Source organism: Henriciella marina DSM 19595 (assembly GCF_000376805.1).
In the GTDB taxonomy this organism is placed as follows: Bacteria; Pseudomonadota; Alphaproteobacteria; order Caulobacterales; family Hyphomonadaceae; genus Henriciella; species Henriciella marina.
In genome coordinates this window covers 2,359,627-2,377,390 of record NZ_AQXT01000002.1, presented here as the reverse complement: position 1 = coordinate 2,377,390, position 17,764 = coordinate 2,359,627, and the positions used below count along the sequence as shown (strand labels likewise).

General features: G+C 61.5%; 20 protein-coding genes and 1 tRNA gene. 9 read left to right on the top strand and 12 right to left on the bottom strand.

The features are described 5' to 3' along the window. Positions 1-27: 27 nt before the first annotated feature. Positions 28-648, bottom strand: a complete 621-nt coding sequence (locus F550_RS0111745; protein ID WP_018148755.1) for a J domain-containing protein — start codon at positions 646-648, stop codon at positions 28-30. 74 nt (positions 649-722) lie between these two features. Between F550_RS0111745 and F550_RS0111740 the strand changes: the two genes are divergently transcribed. Further along, complete coding sequence (locus tag F550_RS0111740) at positions 723-953, top strand: BolA family protein (protein WP_018148754.1); 231 nt, start codon at positions 723-725, stop codon at positions 951-953. Positions 954-1,040: 87 nt separating this feature from the next. Continuing rightward, the gene (locus tag F550_RS0111735; protein ID WP_156807929.1) at positions 1,041-1,424 is read left to right on the top strand and encodes a hypothetical protein; all 384 of its coding nucleotides are present in this window, start codon (positions 1,041-1,043) and stop codon (positions 1,422-1,424) included. Between the two features lie 29 nt (positions 1,425-1,453). On the opposite strand, the gene ruvB is transcribed toward F550_RS0111735, so the two are convergent. The 6 genes from ruvB to F550_RS0111705 all read right to left on the bottom strand — a co-directional run bounded on the left by ruvB (position 1,454) and on the right by F550_RS0111705 (position 6,637). Next, entirely contained in the window at positions 1,454-2,485 is a 1,032-nt protein-coding gene (gene ruvB, locus F550_RS0111730; RefSeq protein WP_018148752.1) for a Holliday junction branch migration DNA helicase RuvB, read from the bottom strand. Further along, positions 2,482-3,108 (bottom strand): Holliday junction branch migration protein RuvA, encoded by a 627-nt coding sequence (gene ruvA, locus F550_RS0111725; protein ID WP_018148751.1) that lies wholly within the window; start codon positions 3,106-3,108, stop codon positions 2,482-2,484. Before ruvA ends, ruvB begins: the two co-directional genes overlap by 4 nt. Next, complete coding sequence (ruvC, locus tag F550_RS0111720; RefSeq protein ID WP_026180736.1) at positions 3,105-3,617, bottom strand: crossover junction endodeoxyribonuclease RuvC; 513 nt, start codon at positions 3,615-3,617, stop codon at positions 3,105-3,107. Before ruvC ends, ruvA begins: the two co-directional genes overlap by 4 nt. A gap of 94 nt (positions 3,618-3,711) precedes the next feature. Continuing rightward, on the bottom strand, positions 3,712-4,422 hold the full coding sequence (locus F550_RS17705; protein WP_040501051.1) for a metallophosphoesterase family protein: 711 nt from the start codon (positions 4,420-4,422) through the stop codon (positions 3,712-3,714). Positions 4,423-4,469: 47 nt separating this feature from the next. Further along, complete coding sequence (locus F550_RS17700; RefSeq protein WP_018148748.1) at positions 4,470-5,267, bottom strand: aminotransferase class IV; 798 nt, start codon at positions 5,265-5,267, stop codon at positions 4,470-4,472. Positions 5,268-5,275: 8 nt separating this feature from the next. Further along, the gene (locus tag F550_RS0111705; protein ID WP_018148747.1) at positions 5,276-6,637 is read right to left on the bottom strand and encodes an anthranilate synthase component I family protein; all 1,362 of its coding nucleotides are present in this window, start codon (positions 6,635-6,637) and stop codon (positions 5,276-5,278) included. Between the two features lie 119 nt (positions 6,638-6,756). Here F550_RS0111705 and F550_RS0111700 point away from each other — a divergent pair, with 119 nt between their 5' ends. Continuing rightward, on the top strand, positions 6,757-7,170 hold the full coding sequence (locus F550_RS0111700; RefSeq protein ID WP_026180734.1) for a DUF2147 domain-containing protein: 414 nt from the start codon (positions 6,757-6,759) through the stop codon (positions 7,168-7,170). Positions 7,171-7,177: 7 nt separating this feature from the next. Here the strand turns inward: F550_RS0111700 and F550_RS0111695 are convergent, their stop codons facing one another. The 4 genes from F550_RS0111695 to F550_RS0111680 form a co-directional block, all read right to left on the bottom strand. Beyond that, complete coding sequence (locus F550_RS0111695) at positions 7,178-8,266, bottom strand: NAD-dependent epimerase/dehydratase family protein (RefSeq protein WP_018148745.1); 1,089 nt, start codon at positions 8,264-8,266, stop codon at positions 7,178-7,180. A 108-nt stretch (positions 8,267-8,374) separates the two neighbouring features. Beyond that, on the bottom strand, positions 8,375-10,657 hold the full coding sequence (locus tag F550_RS0111690; protein WP_156807928.1) for a TonB-dependent receptor: 2,283 nt from the start codon (positions 10,655-10,657) through the stop codon (positions 8,375-8,377). A 193-nt stretch (positions 10,658-10,850) separates the two neighbouring features. Beyond that, a tRNA-Gly gene (locus F550_RS0111685) sits at positions 10,851-10,925 on the bottom strand. A 378-nt stretch (positions 10,926-11,303) separates the two neighbouring features. Further along, entirely contained in the window at positions 11,304-12,038 is a 735-nt protein-coding gene (locus tag F550_RS0111680; RefSeq protein WP_018148743.1) for a DUF6065 family protein, read from the bottom strand. Between the two features lie 83 nt (positions 12,039-12,121). Here F550_RS0111680 and F550_RS0111675 point away from each other — a divergent pair, with 83 nt between their 5' ends. The 5 genes from F550_RS0111675 to F550_RS0111655 all read left to right on the top strand — a co-directional run bounded on the left by F550_RS0111675 (position 12,122) and on the right by F550_RS0111655 (position 14,863). Continuing rightward, on the top strand, positions 12,122-12,631 hold the full coding sequence (locus tag F550_RS0111675) for a prolyl-tRNA synthetase associated domain-containing protein (RefSeq protein WP_018148742.1): 510 nt from the start codon (positions 12,122-12,124) through the stop codon (positions 12,629-12,631). Positions 12,632-12,719: 88 nt separating this feature from the next. Further along, complete coding sequence (trxA, locus tag F550_RS0111670) at positions 12,720-13,628, top strand: thioredoxin (protein ID WP_051076869.1); 909 nt, start codon at positions 12,720-12,722, stop codon at positions 13,626-13,628. 61 nt (positions 13,629-13,689) lie between these two features. Next, positions 13,690-14,340, top strand: a complete 651-nt coding sequence (locus F550_RS0111665; protein ID WP_018148740.1) for an LON peptidase substrate-binding domain-containing protein — start codon at positions 13,690-13,692, stop codon at positions 14,338-14,340. Next, entirely contained in the window at positions 14,337-14,558 is a 222-nt protein-coding gene (locus tag F550_RS17695) for a Trm112 family protein (protein WP_018148739.1), read from the top strand. The genes F550_RS0111665 and F550_RS17695 overlap by 4 nt, the downstream gene beginning before the upstream one ends. Next, entirely contained in the window at positions 14,555-14,863 is a 309-nt protein-coding gene (locus F550_RS0111655; protein ID WP_018148738.1) for a gamma-butyrobetaine hydroxylase-like domain-containing protein, read from the top strand. The genes F550_RS17695 and F550_RS0111655 overlap by 4 nt, the downstream gene beginning before the upstream one ends. On the opposite strand, the gene F550_RS0111650 is transcribed toward F550_RS0111655, so the two are convergent. Further along, positions 14,860-16,104: an FAD-dependent monooxygenase gene (locus tag F550_RS0111650; RefSeq protein WP_018148737.1), complete on the bottom strand. Its 1,245-nt coding sequence runs from the start codon at positions 16,102-16,104 to the stop codon at positions 14,860-14,862. The genes F550_RS0111655 and F550_RS0111650 overlap by 4 nt on opposite strands. A gap of 187 nt (positions 16,105-16,291) precedes the next feature. Here F550_RS0111650 and amt point away from each other — a divergent pair, with 187 nt between their 5' ends. After that, positions 16,292-17,617 carry an ammonium transporter gene (gene amt, locus F550_RS0111645; RefSeq protein ID WP_156807927.1) on the top strand — a complete coding sequence of 442 codons (1,326 nt, stop codon included), beginning with the start codon at positions 16,292-16,294 and terminating at the stop codon, positions 17,615-17,617. The last annotated feature ends 147 nt before the right edge of the window (positions 17,618-17,764 follow it).

The window sequence follows — 17,764 nt, the reverse complement described above, 5'->3', positions numbered from 1 at the left end:
GGCGCAGGCTATCTGTTGCCCTGTTGGCTAGTTCTTCATCATCCCGGCGGCTTTGAGCGTCTTGCCGGCGCGAAGGACGCGGGCGAGCATATGCTCTGTCGAGCGATCGCCGCCATTGGAGTCCGGGTGGAACTTGCGGATGTATTCGCTGTAGCGCACGCGGATCTCGGTCGCGGAGGCGCCAGCTTCCAGATCAAGCTCGGCAAGGGCCTGCGCGGTGACACCGGCAGATTGCTGTTCCTTGCGGCGCTCCTTGCGGGCCTCGGTGTTCTGTTCAAAGAACTCCTTGCCCCGCCAGCGGCGCGGATCATGGGCGGCTGCGGCCTTGCCCTTGCCCATCGGACCGGTGCCGAACTTCCAGGTCTTGTTGAAGCCGTGCTTGGCCATTTCATTGAATGCGGCCATCTCTGCGTCGGACATGCCGGCGAAGAAGTCGTAATTGCGGTTATATTCGCCAGCGTGCTTCTGGCAGAACCAGTAGACGCCCTCCATGCCTCTCGGCTTGGGGGCTGGATGGTCGCCGGCCAGGTCGCAGTCCTCGCGATGACACTCGCGGGTCTCGACGGCTTTCTGGCGTTCCTTTTCCTCTTTGGGAGGCTTCACCCTGATGTCGGTGAACTTGACGCGGTATGAGAATGGATCTGACATGAGCGGCGCAACATATAGCGAAGAGTTTAACGAGGCCAGAATTGACAAACAGATCAGAGCGGATTCGTGCAAGATTGACGCAGCTTTTTTCGCCAACTTTGCTGAATGTGACCGATGATAGTGCCCGCCATGCCGGACATGCGGGCGCACAGCCCGGTGGGGAGACCCATTATAACGTCGAAATCGAATCGACTGCATTTGCCGGGAAAACCCGTGTGGAAATGCAGCGGGCGGTCAATTCAGCGCTGAAAGAGGAATTCGATTGCGGGCTTCACGCGCTGTCGATCAAGGCGCGGCCGGCCTGAGAAGGACTCGCGCGCTCTCGCTCCGGGCCGATGCGGTACTAAAATTGCAGATCGTCTTTGGCCGGCACAGAAAGTGGTCAGAAGACGATGTTTCTATCGATAGCGCCTAACCCTCATAGGGGTGGAGAGCCCACCCGGATCGCGAAGCTGTCACAGCGCGGTGGTCCGACCTGGGCCATTGATGCCGAAACCCTCCATCGCCAGCCTCACCTGCTTGCCTCATTCAACCGCCATAGCCCGGTCTGGATCCGGCTGGCCGACGCCCTGTCGGTTGTTTTTGTCATGATGGCAGTGATGGGAAGTTTCCTGATCGGCTGGTGGATGTTCATCCCGGCCATGCTGGCCAGCCTGTTGCTTGGTGGGATCGCCAGATGGCTGGCCGCTACGGTGGCGAAGAAGGCGGCAAAACGATCACACGAAGCTCTGCTGAAGCTGCATTCAATGCAGCTTATGTGGCTGATGCCGGCCTGAACGCGCGCTGGGGAGAAGCGGCATCCAGATTAGTCCCCGTTGAAGAGACCGGTCTGCTGGCCGCGGTCCGGGACGGCAAGTCCGAGCCGCTCATAGGCGAGCGGGGCAGCAACGCGGCCGCGCGGGGTGCGAGCAACATAGCCCTTCTGCATCAGGAAAGGCTCGATCATGTCCTCGACAGCGTCGCGCGCTTCGGAAAGCGCGGCGGCCAGCGTGTCTGCGCCGACGGGGCCGCCCGCATAGGTACGCACCAGAGCATCAAGATAGCGTCTATCCAGTGCATCAAGGCCGTCGGTATCAATTTCGAGACGCGACAGCGCGCGGGCCGCGGCCGCCTTGTCGATTGCAGCGCCCTCAGCTTCTGCAAAATCACGGACCCGGCGCAGTAGCCGGATGGCGATGCGCGGCGTCCCACGGGCACGCGTGGCAATCTCGAGGGCGCCGTCTTCTGAGAGGGTCGTCGACAGCTTGCGGCCCGCCGCCATCAGGATGCGGGCAAGATGATCCGGGCTATAGAAATCAAGCCGCATCGGAATGCCGAACCGGTCGCGGAGCGGATTGGCGAGAAGGCCTGCGCGCGTTGTGGCGCCAACAAGCGTAAAGGGCGCAAGATCCAGTCTCACAGAGCGGGCGGATGGACCTTCCCCGATCACGATGTCGAGGGCGTAGTCCTCCATCGCAGGATAGAGAATTTCCTCTACCAGGGGCGGCAGGCGGTGAATTTCGTCAATGAAAAGAACATCATTGGGTTCGAGATTGGTCAGGATCGCGGCGAGATCGCCCGCTTTGGCAATCACCGGTCCCGACGTGGATCTGAAACCCACACCCAGCTCTTTGGAAATTATTTGCGCGAGCGTTGTCTTGCCGAGGCCGGGCGGTCCGAAGAGGAGGACATGGTCGAGCGCTTCGCCGCGGGCTTTTGCGGCGTCGACGTAGACTTTGAGGTTCGACTTGATCGCATCCTGGCCGATATAGTCTTCGAAAGTCTGCGGCCGGAGGGCTCGGTCGAGCGCTTCCCCAGACTGACGTTCAGGATCGGTGATGCTGCCATCCCGGCTCATGATGGCGCGAGCTCTTTCAGGCCGGCCCGGATGAGGTCGGATGTATCAGCCTGAGGATCGTTTCTGGATGCAGCCAGAATGGCGCGAGACGCATCTGCCTGCGCGTAGCCGAGATTGACGAGTGCTGAAACAGCCTCGCTGCGGCTGCCGACGGCTTCGACATCTGTTTCCTGGGTTGGTTTTCCAGATGCAGCGGGCGCGAACATGCCGAACCGGCCCATTGGCGGCGGCTTTCCCGACAGCTCGCCAATGATGCGTTCAGCCAGCTTCTTGCCGACGCCCTTTGCACGCGAGACTGTGGCGGCGTCGCCCATGGCAAGCGCGTCCATTAGTTCGGCAGGTCCGACGGCATCCATGATCGCCATGGCAGATTTGCCAGCGACGCCGGGGACATCCTGCAGGCGCACAAACCAGGCGCGCGCTTCGTCGCTTTCAAACGCAAACAGCGTGATCGAGCTCTCTGTAACACGGGTCTCGATATGCAACTCAGCTTTTTTGCCTGGCGAGAGCTTTGAGAGAAGACGGCTGCCGGCCAAGGCGACATAGCCGACCCCGTTCACGTCGATCATCACGCTGTCAGTGCCGACCGTTGCGATCTCTCCTCTGAGGCGCCCGATAATCATGCTGCACCCCTCGCCCGCAGATGGACCGGCACGCGCGCATGGTGGGCGGTGCAGATCGCGCAAGCGAGCGCATCGGCCGCGTCAGATGGAAGCTTGCCCGCCTTGGGCAACAGCCTCGCAACCATGAAGCCGACCTGCGCCTTGTCGGCCGCGCCTGTTCCAACCACAGCGAGCTTGATGGTGCGGGGCGAGAATTCGAAGACGTCTAGACCTGCACTGTGCAGGGCGGCCATGGCAACGCCGCGCGCCTGTCCGAGTTTCAGGGCCGAGCGCGGGTTGGAATTGACCAGGGTTTCCTCGACCCCGCCAATTTGCGGGGCATACTCAGCCGTCAGGAGACCGATCGCCTCAAAGATACCGCCAAGCCTTGCGGCGAGGGTGAGGCCGGGATCGATCCGGATGACGCCGTGGGCAATATGGCTGAGCCGCGAGCCGGTCTGTTCGATGACGCCCCAGCCGGTCTGGCGAAGGCCGGGGTCGATGCCGAGGATGCGCAAAGTGTCTGACATAAGAGGCGAAAGACCACCGTTCGGGTTAACAGGCTCTTGTCTGTTTTCCTGATTTGTTCTGCCCCGGCAAGAGCTGACTTGCGATCGTCTGTGTTCAGCTGAAGAGGAAATCGACCGTTTCCACGCCCGGCGCGAAGACCCCGGCAGTCAGGCGTCCGCCATAAACCGCGCCAGTATCGAGATTGAACCGTTGGGTGGGCTGGCCATCAAGCTCCGGCTTGAAATTATCTGTCGGGGTATGGCCATGGACGACAGTCCATTCCGCGAGGGGGCCGTTTTCCCAATGGCGCGTATCGAAGAAGCGCCTGGAGCGCGTCCACATATGAATGTCTTCGCCGCAATAGGGGAAGGTGCGCGGATCGACGCCAGCATGCACGAAAGCAAGCTTGCGATCATGCTCCAGATGCATCGTTGGCAGGCTCTTTATCCATTCGAGATGGGTTTCGGGCGGCTTGTCCTGACCGCGCGTGATATAGCTCTCGACGGTCGCGTCGCCGCCATTGGTGAGCCAATGCAGGTGAAAGTCGTTGGCGAACTCACCATGCGCCTCGCTCATCATCTGCTCATGGTTGCCGCGAAGATTGACGATCTGGATGTTGGTCCGCTTTTCGAGCGACATCAGAAGCTCGATCACCCCGGCGCTATCGGGCCCACGGTCGACATAATCGCCGAGATGAATGAGTTTCAGCGGGGCGCTGCGGAAGAATTTCAGGTGGTGCGCGACGATCTTTTCATGAAGCTCCCAGAGCCGCATGCGCTCACCGTGGACATCGCCAATTGCGTAGATGACAGGCTGGTCTGACACTGTCTGATGATCCTCTGCGCGGGTCTTTTTCCTCAAACGAAACGCATTCAAGCCTCAAATGGGGCCATGCTGACTTGATAGGTGTGGGAATCGAGCCGGGCCACCGGGCGCAGCCCCCACAGACTGTTTGAAGCAAAAAGCCGGCCACCTGGCTCTGTCAACTCTTCGATCTCAACCGGACGTATAGCAATCGGGTGCTGGCGCGATGTGAGGCTGTCCAGCGTTTTTGCGCGCATATAGCCTGGGCGGATGCCCTCAGATGGCGGCGGTGTGACCCATGTCCCATCCGAGAGGACGAGAAAGAGATTTGCCATCGCGAAACAGGCCGGGCGGCCCTTTGTGTTGAGCAGCAGAGCCTCATCTGCCCCCGCTTCGACAGCTTCACGGCGCGCCGCGAGGTTGTCGGCATAATTGGTCGGCTTGATCTGGGTGATGGGGGACGTGTCGTTACGCAGAATGCTGGATGTGATCGTATTGAGGGGCGCAAGAGGGTGCGGCCCGGCCCCGGGAAAGAGGCTGAGGACCGTAACCGGTGGGCTGTCGCCCGCATCCGCGCCGCGCCCGCCTGCCCCCCGGCTAAGCGTGATCCGGAGGGACGCGTCGACGCCAGCCTTGGTCACCAGTTCGGCAATGGCTGTCTTCAGGACGGTGTCTACCGGAAGGCCTGTGATCGAGAGCACCTCCGCAGAGCGGTGGAGGAGAGCCAGATGTTCGTCCACGCCTTCAACTTTGCCATCCGTGACACGCAGGGTCTCAAAACAGCCATCGCCCAAAAGGAAGGAGCGGTCGCGAACGGAGACGGCCGGACTGTCGAGTCGTTTTTCACCGGAAAAGGCAATGTCCATTGGGGCGTCTACTCCTGCTCAAGCGCGGCGCGTATGGCGCGCGCCTTGTCGAGGGTTTCAACATACTCCTCATGCGGCACTGAGTCCGCAACAATGCCGCCGCCGGACCGGAAATGACCTTTCCAGGTGCCGGAGGCGGTCTCTTCGAAGGCGGCGGTGCGGATCAGGATAGACGAATCCATCGCGCCGTCCGGTGTCATCCAGACGAGCGAGCCGCAATAGGGCCCGCGCGCCTCGTCTTCCAGCTCTTCGATGATCTGCATGGCGCGGATCTTTGGCGCGCCTGTCACCGACCCGCCGGGAAAAGCGGCTTCGATGACGTCGAACGCGTCGCGGCCGGGCGCGAGGGTCGCTTCTATGGTCGAGACGAGGTGGTGGACATTGGCATAGGTCTCCAGCGCCTGAAGCCGGGGGACGTTCACGCTGCCGGGGGTCGAGACGCGTGACAGGTCGTTACGCATGAGATCGACGATCATGAGGTTCTCAGCGAGATCTTTGGGCGAGGAGAGGAGCGCATCTGCCAGCGCCTTGTCCTCCTCGGGCGTGCTGCCGCGCGGGCGGGTGCCCTTTATCGGCTGGGTCACCGCTTTCAGGGAGCCATCCGATTGAGGGGCGATCTGAAGGAAGCGCTCTGGCGAATTCGACACCAGCGCAAGACCGGGCAGGCGGAAATAGGCAGAGAAGGGCGCGCGGCTGGAGGCGGCAAGCCGGGTGGCGAGATCGTAAGGATAAGCGCCAGCGTTGAGTTCAATATCGAAACGCTGCGAGATATTGGCTTGGAAACAGTCGCCTGCGTGGACGTAATCGACAGTGCGGGCGAGACGGGACTTGTAGTCCTCGCGGCTGAGGCGCGCAGCAGGAGACGGGGCGAGTGGGCCCGGCGATCGCTGGGCGATAGGGGTCTCGGACAGAAGGTCGACCAGTTTTGGGTTCGGGGCATCCGGCCAGTCCCAGTAGAGGTGCTCAACTGTCTGGGTCTCATGATCAAACGCAATGAGTTCGTGATAAAGACCGAGGGCGATATCCGGCCACGGCCCGCGCGGCGCGCCGTTTCCAAGCTTCGGCAGGAGGGCCCGTCCATATTCATAGGATAGAAGACCGGCCCAGCCGCCGCAGAAGGGCGGGGCATTGTCTGGTCGCGCAAACGGGACGGCGCGAAGGGCCTGCCTTGCGGTTTCAAGATCGCTTGCGTCGCGGGTTGCCGGGACAAGCAGTGTGCGTACCGGGTTGGCGCAGATATAGCTCCACCGCCCGCCGCCACCATTCAGCAGCAGGGCAAAGGGCGTGTCGAGAAGCGGCGCAAAGGCCGCCACCGGGTCGCGCCAGGTCAGAGGGGTTCGGGTCAGCACCTTGGTGCGATTAGAGTCCACGCGATACTCCCGCAAGCGGTGCCCGGGGCCGATGACGTCGCGTGTTAGTCATTTTCTAGCGAAGTTCGCCTAATTGCTTGTGCCTGAGAGGCCCCTGGGGGGGCAGAGGGGTCTCTAACATGAAGTCGATACTTGTTTGCATGGCTTTTGCCTTCACTGCCGCGCCTGCCATCGCGCAGGATGTCACCGGTCTGTGGGATACTGGGACGAATGGCGCGCAAGTCGAGATCGCGCCCTGCGGCGCAGCGATGTGCGGAACGCTGATGACATCGAACGCCATCAAGGCGTCGCCGTCGGCAAAGGATGTCGAGAATAAGGATGAAGACCTGCGCAGCCGACCGCTGAGGGGCCTGACCATGCTGTCGGGGTTTTCGGGCGGTCCGGACAAATGGACCGGTGGCAAGCTCTATAATCCGGCGGACGGCAAGACCTATTCGGGAACCATGATGCTGATATCTGCTGATACGCTGGAGCTGCAGGGCTGTGTCATCCGTCCGCTCTGCCGCACATCGACCTGGACCCGCGTCCGCTAGGCGCAGGTCACGGTTTCGGCAGATAGCCCTTCTCCTGAAAGAGGGAGAACCATTTGGCGAACATGGCTTCGGTGTCCATCGCCTCTGCAAAGCCTGCCTGACGGAGCTTTACTGTCGAGACGAGAGCAGGCGGGATCGGGCCTTCGATCCCAGCGGCCATGGTGAAATCGACATAGTGATGCGACTCGCCGAGGAGGCGGGCGAGATCCGGCTCGGTCAGGGCGTGTTTTTCGGCGAGCTTTGCCCAAGCGTCCGACTGACTTTCCAGCCACGGACCTGTCAGTAAAGGGCGCTCTTCGCCGGTTTCCATGCCGAGGGCGGCGGCGATTGCGGGCCAGACGCCGCGCCAGGTGAAGACGTCGCCATTGGTGACATTGAAGATCTGGTCCTTCGCCGCGTCGCTCTCACCCGCCCAGGCGATGGCGCGGGCGACGAGGTCCGCGTCGGCAGCCTCAAGAAGCGTGTGCGCCCCGCCGGGAAAGTGCAGCTTCTCACCCTGCGCTTTCAGCAGGGCGCCATAGGCCCCGATGGCGGGGACAAGGTTCATGGCAGCGCCGACCGCCTCACCGAAGATGATCTGTGGGCGGAAGATGCTCCATGACCAGTCCGCGCCGGCGGCAACCTCGCGAAGGAAAGCCTCTTGGCGCCAGTAGAAATTCTCATGCTCGACTTCGGAGCGACCCTCGCGGGCCGGGAGTTCGATGGGACGGATGTGGGCGCCATAGGCCTTTGTGCCCTGCAGGATCGACACGTGCTTAAGGCGGTCTGCGCGCTCCAGCAGCGGCTCCATCAGATTGCGGAGCATCCTGTCATTGGTGTCGATCTGGTCGGCTTCGCGCCAGCCTGCGATAAGGCCCGGCTTTTCGAAGAGGGCGGCATAGACGACATGAGTGACGTCGCTGTGCTCGCGCGCGAACGCGGCGCAGGCTGCTGCGTCCATGAGGTCGAGGCTGACATGCGCGGCGCCATAGGTATCAGCTGGGGTGCGGCGGCTGATCGCGACAGTTTCGATGCTTTCGGATGCGAAATGTTTCATCGCGGCAAGGCCGACCACGCCCGTGGCGCCTGCGACCAGCACTTTCTTGGCGTGTGGCATTTCTCCTCCCGCCGCTCATCTTCTTGTGCGAGCGTTCGGGAGGGAGGATGGCGCAGGGGCGGAAACGCTTCCACCCCTACCGTTGGGGAGAGTCGGCAAAGCCGGACGCTAGAAACTCAGCTTTGCGGCGATGCCATACTGGCGCGGAGCAGAGCGGAACGTGTTGTAGCCGATAAAACCATAGCCCGAGATCGCAACATCCTCATCGGAGAGGTTGCGGCCCCAGAGGCTGAGTTCAAGGCCTCGCGTATCGAGATAGAGCGTCGCGCTGGCATCGACCGTGGCGTAGCCATCCTGACTGCGCGCATCGAGACCTTCCGCGTCGAGGAAGTACTCGCTCTTGGCCTTGGCGTTCGCCTGGATGGCCGCGCGGCGGTTCTCGCCAACGCTCCATTCCTGACGGATGCCGAGCGTTGCGGAAAATTCCGGCGCAAAGGGAAGCGGGTTGCCATCAAAGAGGGCGGCGTTTCCAGCGCCGTCGCTCTCCTGCTGGATCTCTGTCTCCAGCCAGGTGACGCTGGCGCTGAGGTCGAGCCCGTTGAGGGGCGACCATTTCGTGTCGGCTTCGATGCCGTAGGACACCGCTTCATCAAGGTTCGACAGCGAGTTCGACGTGATCTGGCTGCCGTCTGGCAGGTCGAACGCGACGAAGATACGCGCCTGCGGGGCATCATAGTCCTGAAAGAAGGCGGCCGCGTTGAAGGCGAGATTGCCGCGCGCCGTCTTGAAGCCCGCCTCATAGGAGGTGACGGTTTCGGCACCGAACAGACCTTCATCCTGCCAGCTGGTCGCGTTGTTCTGGACTTCGCCATTGAAGCCACCGCTCTTGTAGCCATTGGCGACGGAGGCATAGACCGACGTGTCCGCAGAGACGGCATAGCGAAGCGCGGCATTGCCAGTAAGCTTGCTTTCCTCGATCTCGTTCTGGCCAAGCGCGGCTCCGACACCATTGCGATTGTTAAGCCCGCGTGTGCCGTCGGTGAAGATGTGCTGGCCGTAGCCATTCCCTTCAATGTCCTCAAAGGTATAGCGCGCACCGAGCGTCAGGGTGAGGCGGTCTGAGAGGTCGAAGTCATTATAGTTGAAGAGGGCGGCGGTGGTCCGCTCTTGCCCGATATGGGTGAGCAGGGAGACGGCCGTCAGCGGTGAGACCGGGTCCGGCCCGACGCGCCCGGCTGTGCCGACATAGGGGCAGGTGCCTGCCAGCGTCTGCGGGTCAAGCTGGCCGCACCAGATGAGATAGTCCTGCGCGAAATCTTCATAGGCGAGATGAGCGCCGACAAGGAGGCGGACGCGGTCAAACTCGCGGGCCGCTCGCACTTCCTGGCTTAGCTGCAGGAAAGAACGGTCATAGCTGAGATTGGCATTCAGCGTCGGGTCGCCGAACGGGGCGGGCGTGCCATCGAAATCGAAGCCGTAATCCTGTCCATAGCCTTCGACGGCGCTGAGCGAATAGAGCTGCCACGGGCCGAGCGTGGTCTGCCCTTCAAGCGAGAGGCCATAGAATTCATTGTCGGTGTCCTGAAGGCCGAGACCCTCGGATGATATTTCATGATCGCCGACATTGAGGCTGTCATTGCGCGGCGTCGTGTTGATGCCATTGTCTTCTTCATAATGGGCGCGCAGCAGGAGCGATGTGTCGCCCGTCCCCTCATAGAGAAGCTGGGCGCGCAGGCCGAACTCATCGCGTACGCCGCCAGCGTCTTCAGGCCCGCGCTGGATGGTGGGGTCGGTCTGGACGTTATCGAGCGCCGGGTCCCGCGAGAGGTAGCGGCCAGCAATGCGATACGAGAGCTGGTCGGTCAGCGCGCTCCCGCCTGCGCCTGCAAGATCGACCCGGTTGAAATTGCCATATGAGGCGCGGAGATAGCCGTCCTGATCCTGTCTCGGCCGTGCGCTGATGAAGTTGAGCGCCCCGGACGAAGCATTACGACCATAGAGCGTGCCCTGTGGGCCTTTCAGCACTTCGGCGCGCTCTAGATCATAAAGAAAGAGGGATGTCTGGACGTTGGTCGACAGGAAGACACCGTCGGAATAGACCGCCGCCGCCGTGGGCGTCAGCGCCTGATGGTCCACCGCGCCGATGCCGCGGATCTGGAAGGCAATCTGGGAGCCATTCGCGACGGCCGCTTCGACGCCCGTCAGGTACTGTGTAATGCCTTCTGCGCCATCGAGCGTGGAGGCCTCTTCTGCGATATCGCCTGCCAGCACAGTCACGCTGGCCGGAATGTCGAGCGTGGATTCCTCGCGCCGGGTCGCGGTGACGGCAATAGTGCCGAGTGTGCGGACTGTGTCTTCGGTTTCGCTACCGGACTGGGCGGCAGCGGGAAGGACAACGAAAGTGAGGCTGGCGGACGCAAGAAAAGCGTGGCGCAAGGATATATGGCTCATGCGAAGAGACCCTCTGGGAGAAACTGTACTGATGAGGGGCAGTCTCGCGCCGCCCGCTTCGGCGACGGGCTTAGCGCCGGCAGTTTGAGGGTCAACTGATGGCGACGATTAGCGCTGCTAAGGCTGGACCACGCGCGAAAAGGCGATGCCCGAGGGGGGGGGCATGGCGGCTCTATTCAGTGTCGAGAAATATTGGAGCGGGCGATGAGATTCGAACTCACGACCCCAACCTTGGCAAGGTTGTGCTCTACCCCTGAGCTACGCCCGCATCCGATAGGGTAGCTGACCAGTAAGTACCGATCAGCGAGAGACGGGCTTTAAGCGCAAATAGGATCAGGGTGCAAGGGGGATTTTCAGGCGGGATGTGTAATCGGTGTTCAGACGTCCCGTTCTGCGCCTTGCCACGGCTTGACCGTGGCATCCATCACTTGGCGTATCCTGCTGCGACAAGTCTGGAGATGGGCACCCCGGTCAAGCCGGGGTGGAACGAGGGCCGCATGAGAGTTTTTGATCTATGGCGGCGGGAGATGGACTCTCAGACGAGCCTGGCGGCGCGTCGAGAGTGACGCGGTTCTTTAGCGGGGTGCTGCGGCGCTGTGGGTCCCGGATAGCGCCTTTGGCGCTTCCGGGATGACGGCTCACAATCCTAAACATCCTTCGGCGGCTTCAGCCTCCGTTTGGTTTGGTGGGCGTCGGCTTTGGTGCCGGTGACCTTCTCGCCGCGCATATAGTGGCGCTGCCAGCCGGCCTTCACGGTGTCTGAATCCATCGCCGCGAGCTTCTGATTGAAGGTGCCGCGGCTTTCATGCCAGGCGCGGTAGTCTTTCTGCAGTTCCGGATTGGTCGCGAGCAGTTTGCGTTCCGGCTGGATGTCCTCGATCTTGCCATGTTCGAAGGGCATGATGAAGCAGAAGGGCTCCCCCTTATTGAAGACGACCTCACCGGGCCGCGTCATCTGCCAGTTCATGGTGAAGGGAAAGGGCAGCCAGTCTGTCTCAACAAGGCCGGTGAGCGGCGCGATGCCATCTTTGAAGAAGTTCGGTGGGCCGGACGTCCAGAGGCCCCAGCCGGGCGGCGTGCGGAAAAGGTGGCCGGTATGGAAGGTGACGATGCCGCGCCGGAAATGGCTGTCGGCAAAGGAGGGGATGGCCGCCGGATCGCCCTTGGTGAAGAGCTTCAGCGAATAGTCATGCTCGCCGCCGTCCCAGATGATCTTGATGTCCATCGGGCAGAGAATTTCCCAGCCCGTGGAGTTGGCCATGGTCAGCGGCAGGCAGCGATAGGGGTGGCGATCGGGGAACTTGTCCATCCAGTCGCGTTGCGAACGACCGGGCACGATCTCGGGCGCGACGTTATAGATCTTGTAGCATTCAAGCTCCATCAGGAGCCTCCTTGTCCTTGGCCGCCCCATGCCGGGGCAAAGGCGCACTTGACGTCTGCGTCCTGATTGCCTGAAACACCGCCATGCCCGCAAGCCCTGAAGACCTCTTTGCCTATCTCGACCGGCTCGGCCTCGACCATGAGACCCGCTGGCACGAGGCCACTTTCACCGTCGACGAAGGCCGCGACCTGAAAGAGGCGATGCCGGGCGGGCATACGAAGAACTTGTTCATGAAGGACAAGGACGGCGTCATCGTCCTGATCGCGGCGCATGCCGAGAGCGAGCTTAAGCTCAACCAGCTGCACAAGCTGATCGGGACGCGGCGGCTCTCCTTTGCGAGCGGCGAGCTGATGGAAGAGCTGCTGGGTGTCACGCCGGGCTCCGTGACCGCGTTTTCACTGATCAACGATACCGAAAATAAGGTCCAGTTTATCGTCGATGCGGCGCTGATGCCATTTGAGACGCTCAACTTCCATCCTCTGGTCAATACAGGCACGACGGCGATTTCCCGCAGTGACTTCAAGCGTTTCGTCGATGCGACCGGCCATGACCTGACAATTGTCGATTTCGCCGCCCTGCTGCCCGACGGCTAGAGGCCATCATCGCGGTTGTTTTTTGCCGGCTGAAGACCCAAGTTTTGGCTCAGAAATTCCAGAAAACCGCCCGAAAGGCGAAAGCGACATGCAAGATATCACGATCGGACCAGCTGGCGGCGCCGGCGGCAATATCAAGGACGCGACGGACCAGACCTTCATGGCTGACGTCATCGAGGCTTCAAAAGAGGCGCCGGTGCTCGTCGATTTCTGGGCCCCATGGTGTGGCCCGTGTAAATCGCTGACGCCGGTTCTTGAGAAGGTGGTCAATGAGCAGCAGGGCAAGGTCCGGCTGGTCAAGGTCAACATCGACGAGAATCCGGGCGTGGCTGGCCAGCTTGGCGTGCGCTCGATCCCGGCCGTCTTTGCGTTTGACAATGGCCGCCCGGTCGATGCCTTCCAGGGCGCCCTGCCGGAAAGCCAGCTAAAGCAGTTTGTCGAAAAGCTGCTCGGCGGCACTGATGAAGGCCAGCAGATCAAGGAAGCTATCGAGCACGCAGACACGTTGCTGCAGGCGGGTGATGCCGGTCAGGCCGCGCAGATCTATGGCGCGATCATCGAGCGTGAGCCAAAGAACATCCCGGCGATTGTCGGCCTGGCGCGCTGCTATCTCGCAAATGATGACCCTGAGCGCGCCGCGCAGATCCTCGACATGGCTGGCCCTGACCGCCAGATGGACCCGGCCATCAAGAGCGTGCGCACGGCGATCGATCTGATGGCGGATGCGCCAAAGGATAGCGAGCTGGATGTATTGCTCGAAAAGGTCACCAATGACCGGGGTAATCACGCGCTTCGCTATGAGCTCGCCGAGGCTCTGATGGGGCGCGGCAAGAACAAGGAAGCGGCTGACCATTTGCTGAAGATCCTGTCGAGCGACCTTCAGTGGGAAGAGGGCAAGGCGAAGGCCAAGCTGCTCGAACTGTTCGAAGCTGCAGGGCCGAAAGACCCCGCCACTATTGAGGGTCGCAGGCGCCTGTCGTCACTGATGTTCGCCTGAGGCCTCGACTTCGATACCTTGCGAGCCATGTCCTTTGTCTGAACGGGAAAGGCCCTGACGCATGACAAGGCATGGCTACAGGAAGGTCGAAGACCTGCCGGAAACGATACCAGTGTTCCCACTGTCGGGTGCGCTGCTGTTCCCGCGCTGGTCGCTGCCCCTGAATATCTTCGAGCCGCGTTATCTCAACATGATTGATGACGCGATGTCCGGCTCTCGCCTGATAGGCATGATCCAGCCAGCGACGCAGGACAAGGTTCATCCGAAACTTGCTGGAGTGGGCTGTGTCGGCCGACTGACGAGCTATTCCGAAACCGAAGATGGCCGCTATCTGATCAGTCTGACGGGTATCTGCCGGTTCAGTGTCCGCAGCGAACTGGATGTGCGAACGCCCTACAGACAGGTGAGCGCCGACTGGTCCGCTTTCGCGGAAGATCTGCAGGAGCCGGATCTTTCTGGCCTGCCGGACCGTGAAAGACTGGCCTCCGCGCTTCGCAAATATGTGGCGACGCATTCGATGGAGGTCGACTGGGATGCCGTGGAGACGGCGCCGATCGAGACGCTGGTCCATGCGCTTGCGGCGGGCTGTCCGTTTGCGGCGATGGAAAAGCAGGCCCTGCTGGAAGCCGAGACGGTGTCCGCGCGGTGCCGCGCGCTCATCGCATTGCTTGACATGGACACGTCGGGCGATGATTCATCGACCCTGCAATGAGCGATAAATCTGACCACACCGAAACGCGCGCGACAGCGACCGACCCACGCCTGCTTGAGCAGCTGATCTGTCCTGTCTCACGGGCGCCGCTTGTCTATGACCGCGAGCGTCAGGAGCTGGTCTCGAAGCGGGCGCAGCTCGCCTATCCGATCCGCGACGGCCTGCCCATCATGCTGGAAAGCGAGGCGCGGGTCCTCGATGAAAGCGCCGGGTCATGAGTGTGATGCCCTGGCCGCAGGAGCTGCGGTTCCGAAAGAACGCTGCTGAGCTTGCCATCAGATTCGAAGACGGCTTCGAAGCCAGCATCCCTTATAAGCGTCTGCGCGAAGAGAGCCCATCTGCCGAAGTGCGAGGCCATGGCGCAGGCCCGCGCCCGCCGCAGCCGCCTGTCCCGAACGACATCAGCGTGACTGCCGCAGACCCGATCGGGCGATATGCGGTCCGCATTCACTTCAGCGATGGCCATTCAAGCGGGCTCTATACCTGGCAGCATCTGCGAGACCTTGGCGCTTCGCAGGCCTAGAGAGGCGAAAGGTCTGACTGCGACTGCATCAGGGGCGGCAGGTCAGGCGAAGAGGCGCTGGCCAGCGCCGCAAGGCGGTGGCGCATTGGCGAGAGGGCACTTGCTGCCAGAAGACCAAGCGTACGGACTGGCTTGGTGAGCATGCTGTCATTGGAAAAGAGCCGGTCGATTGCGTCGAGTGCGAGCGATGCCGAATTGGCATCGAAGCGCCGCGCGGTCTCATAGCGGCCAAGCGACTGCGCTGCGCCGATATCGAGCCCGGCCCGGTCGCTTTCGACCAGCACTTCATGCAGGGCGGCAATATCGCGGAAGCCCTGATTGAGGCCTTGTCCTGCCAGCGGATTGATCCGGCGGGCTGCGTCGCCAACCAGTGCGACCCGATCTGCCACCATGTGTTCGGCAATCTGCAGGATCAGCGGATAGCTGCCCATTGGGCCGTCGATCTTCATCTCGCCTGCAAAGCCGGAAAAGCGGTGATCGAGTTCAGCCTCGACCTCTTCTGGGGGCAGTTTGGCGAGAGCTTCAGGCGCGCCGCGCTTCATGTACCAGGCGAGATTTGCGCGGTCGCCCGGCAGGGGCAGGGTCGCGAACGGGCCTTCGGGGGTGAAGAGCTGGCGGGCAATGCCGTCATGCGGGCGCGACAGGGTCACATTGGCCGCGAAGACAGATTTGCCATAGTCGCGGCCCTCGACCGTAATGCCGGCCGCATTACGAACGGGCGAATTCACGCCATCAGCGCCGACCAGCAGCTTTGCCTTGATCTGGCTGCCATCCTCCAGCTGCACATTAACAAAGCCCGGGGAAGGCTCGCAGGTTTTGAAGAGGGCCGGGGCCATGACGCGAATGCGCGGCTCAGCGGCAATCGCCTCATCAAGCGCGGACTGAAGCACCGGGGCCTGGATCATATGGCCGAGAGTTTCGCCCTCGGACCGGTGCATCAGATCCTCATCGCCAAAAAGAACCGATGGCGCGCCGAACCAGTGAGTGCCGCCATCAACGGCTTCCAGACCATGTAGCGGTTGGGTCTGCCCGGCGATCCTGTCAGCAATGCCGATTGCAGAGAGCAACCGCCAGCTGCCCGTCACCACGGCGAAGTTGCGGGTGTCTTCCCGCGGGGCGGCGGCAGGATCGCGCGCATCGACAAGGATCGTGTCGAATCCGGCCTGTGCCAGTGCAAGCGCGAGCGATCCGCCCGCGGGTCCCGCGCCAATGATGGCAATCTCTGTCTCGATGTCGGTCATGGTGTCTCTAGGTAAGTGTGAGACGCGTTCTGGTCCAGAGGTGACGCAGAAGCGGGCGTTTGCGCCGCAGCGTGCACGAATTTTAGTCAAAGCTCAGAGCGTCATAATGGTGCGAGCCCGCCGCGCTGGTTGTTGTTGAGGCGAGCGCCTTTAGTCAGCCCGTCATACCAATCAATGGGAGAAGGGCATGAACAGCATGGTTAAAAGGGCAATTCGGGGGCTAGCGGCTATGCCGGTCGTGGCCTCCCTGGCGCTAAGCGCCTCAGCGCAGGACGCATTCGATACCAGCGCATATGTCGACAACAGTTATCTCTTCCTGATCGGCGGCATTATCGTGATGTTCATGGCGGCTGGCTTCTGTATGCTGGAAGCAGGCTTGGTGCGTAAGAAAAACGCGGCCATGCAGTCCATGAAGAACGTAGCACTATTCTCGGTTGCGGGCATCATGTTCTGGCTTGTCGGCTATAGCATGGCCTATCCAGGCGAAACGATCGCCGGCTGGATCGGCATGCCGGACTTTTTCTGGAAACCGGAAGATAGCATGGAGAATTCCTACGCTGCTTCATCTGACTGGTTCTTCCAGATGGTCTTCGTCGCAACGGCCGCCTCAATCGTGTCGGGTACGGTCGCAGAGCGCATCAAGCTCTGGCCATTCCTGATCTTCACGGCGGTTCTGACGGCGTTCATCTATCCGATCGTGGCGTCCTGGGAATGGGGCGGCGGCGCACTGGACTCGCAGTTTGCGTTCTCTGACTTTGCAGGCTCCACGCTGGTTCACTCGACCGGTGGCTGGGCTGCACTCGTCGGTGCCATCATCATCGGCCCACGCGCTGGCAAGTACGTAAACGGTGCCGTCCACCCGATGCCGGGCTCGAACATCCCGCTCGCGGCGCTGGGTACCTTCATCCTCTGGTTCGGCTGGTTCGGCTTCAACGGCGCCTCGCAGCTTGCTGCCGGCACGTTTGATGACATCAACTCTGTCGCAAACATCTTTGCCAACACGAACATGGCTGCATGCGGCGGTGTGCTTGGTGCGATGACCCTGACCTCGATCCTCTACAAGGGCAAAGTCGACGCAACCATGGCCTTCAATGGTGCCATCGGTGGTCTCGTCTCGATTACGGCAGAGCCGCTTGCGCCTTCGATGGGGCTTTCGATCCTCATCGGTGCGATTGGTGGTTGTCTGGTGGTTGTCACCGTGCCGCTGCTCGACAAGCTGAAAATCGATGATGTCGTCGGTGCCATTCCGGCTCACCTTGTCTGCGGCATCTGGGGCACGATGATCGTCCCTCTGTCCTACGCAAATGACATCGGCCTCAACGAAGCTGGTAATCCGAGCTATTTCGGCCAGTTCGTCGGCGTCGCTGCCTGCGCAATCTTCGTGTCCATTGCTTCTGCGATCGTCTGGATCGCGCTGAAGGCAACGGTTGGCGTCCGTCCTACCGAGGAAGAGGAAATCGCCGGCATGGACAAGACCGAAGTTGGCCTCGAGGCCTATCCAGAATTCAGCTAAGGCTGAATACCTCGCTTCTTTTTGAAGCGTTTCCTCCCAGACTTCCCCGGCCAGGCAACTGGCCGGGGATTTTTTGTTGTGGAGACCAATGTGCCATGTGCGCGGCGCCGTCCTTTGTTTGCTGAGTGTTAATGCGCAGCTGTCAGT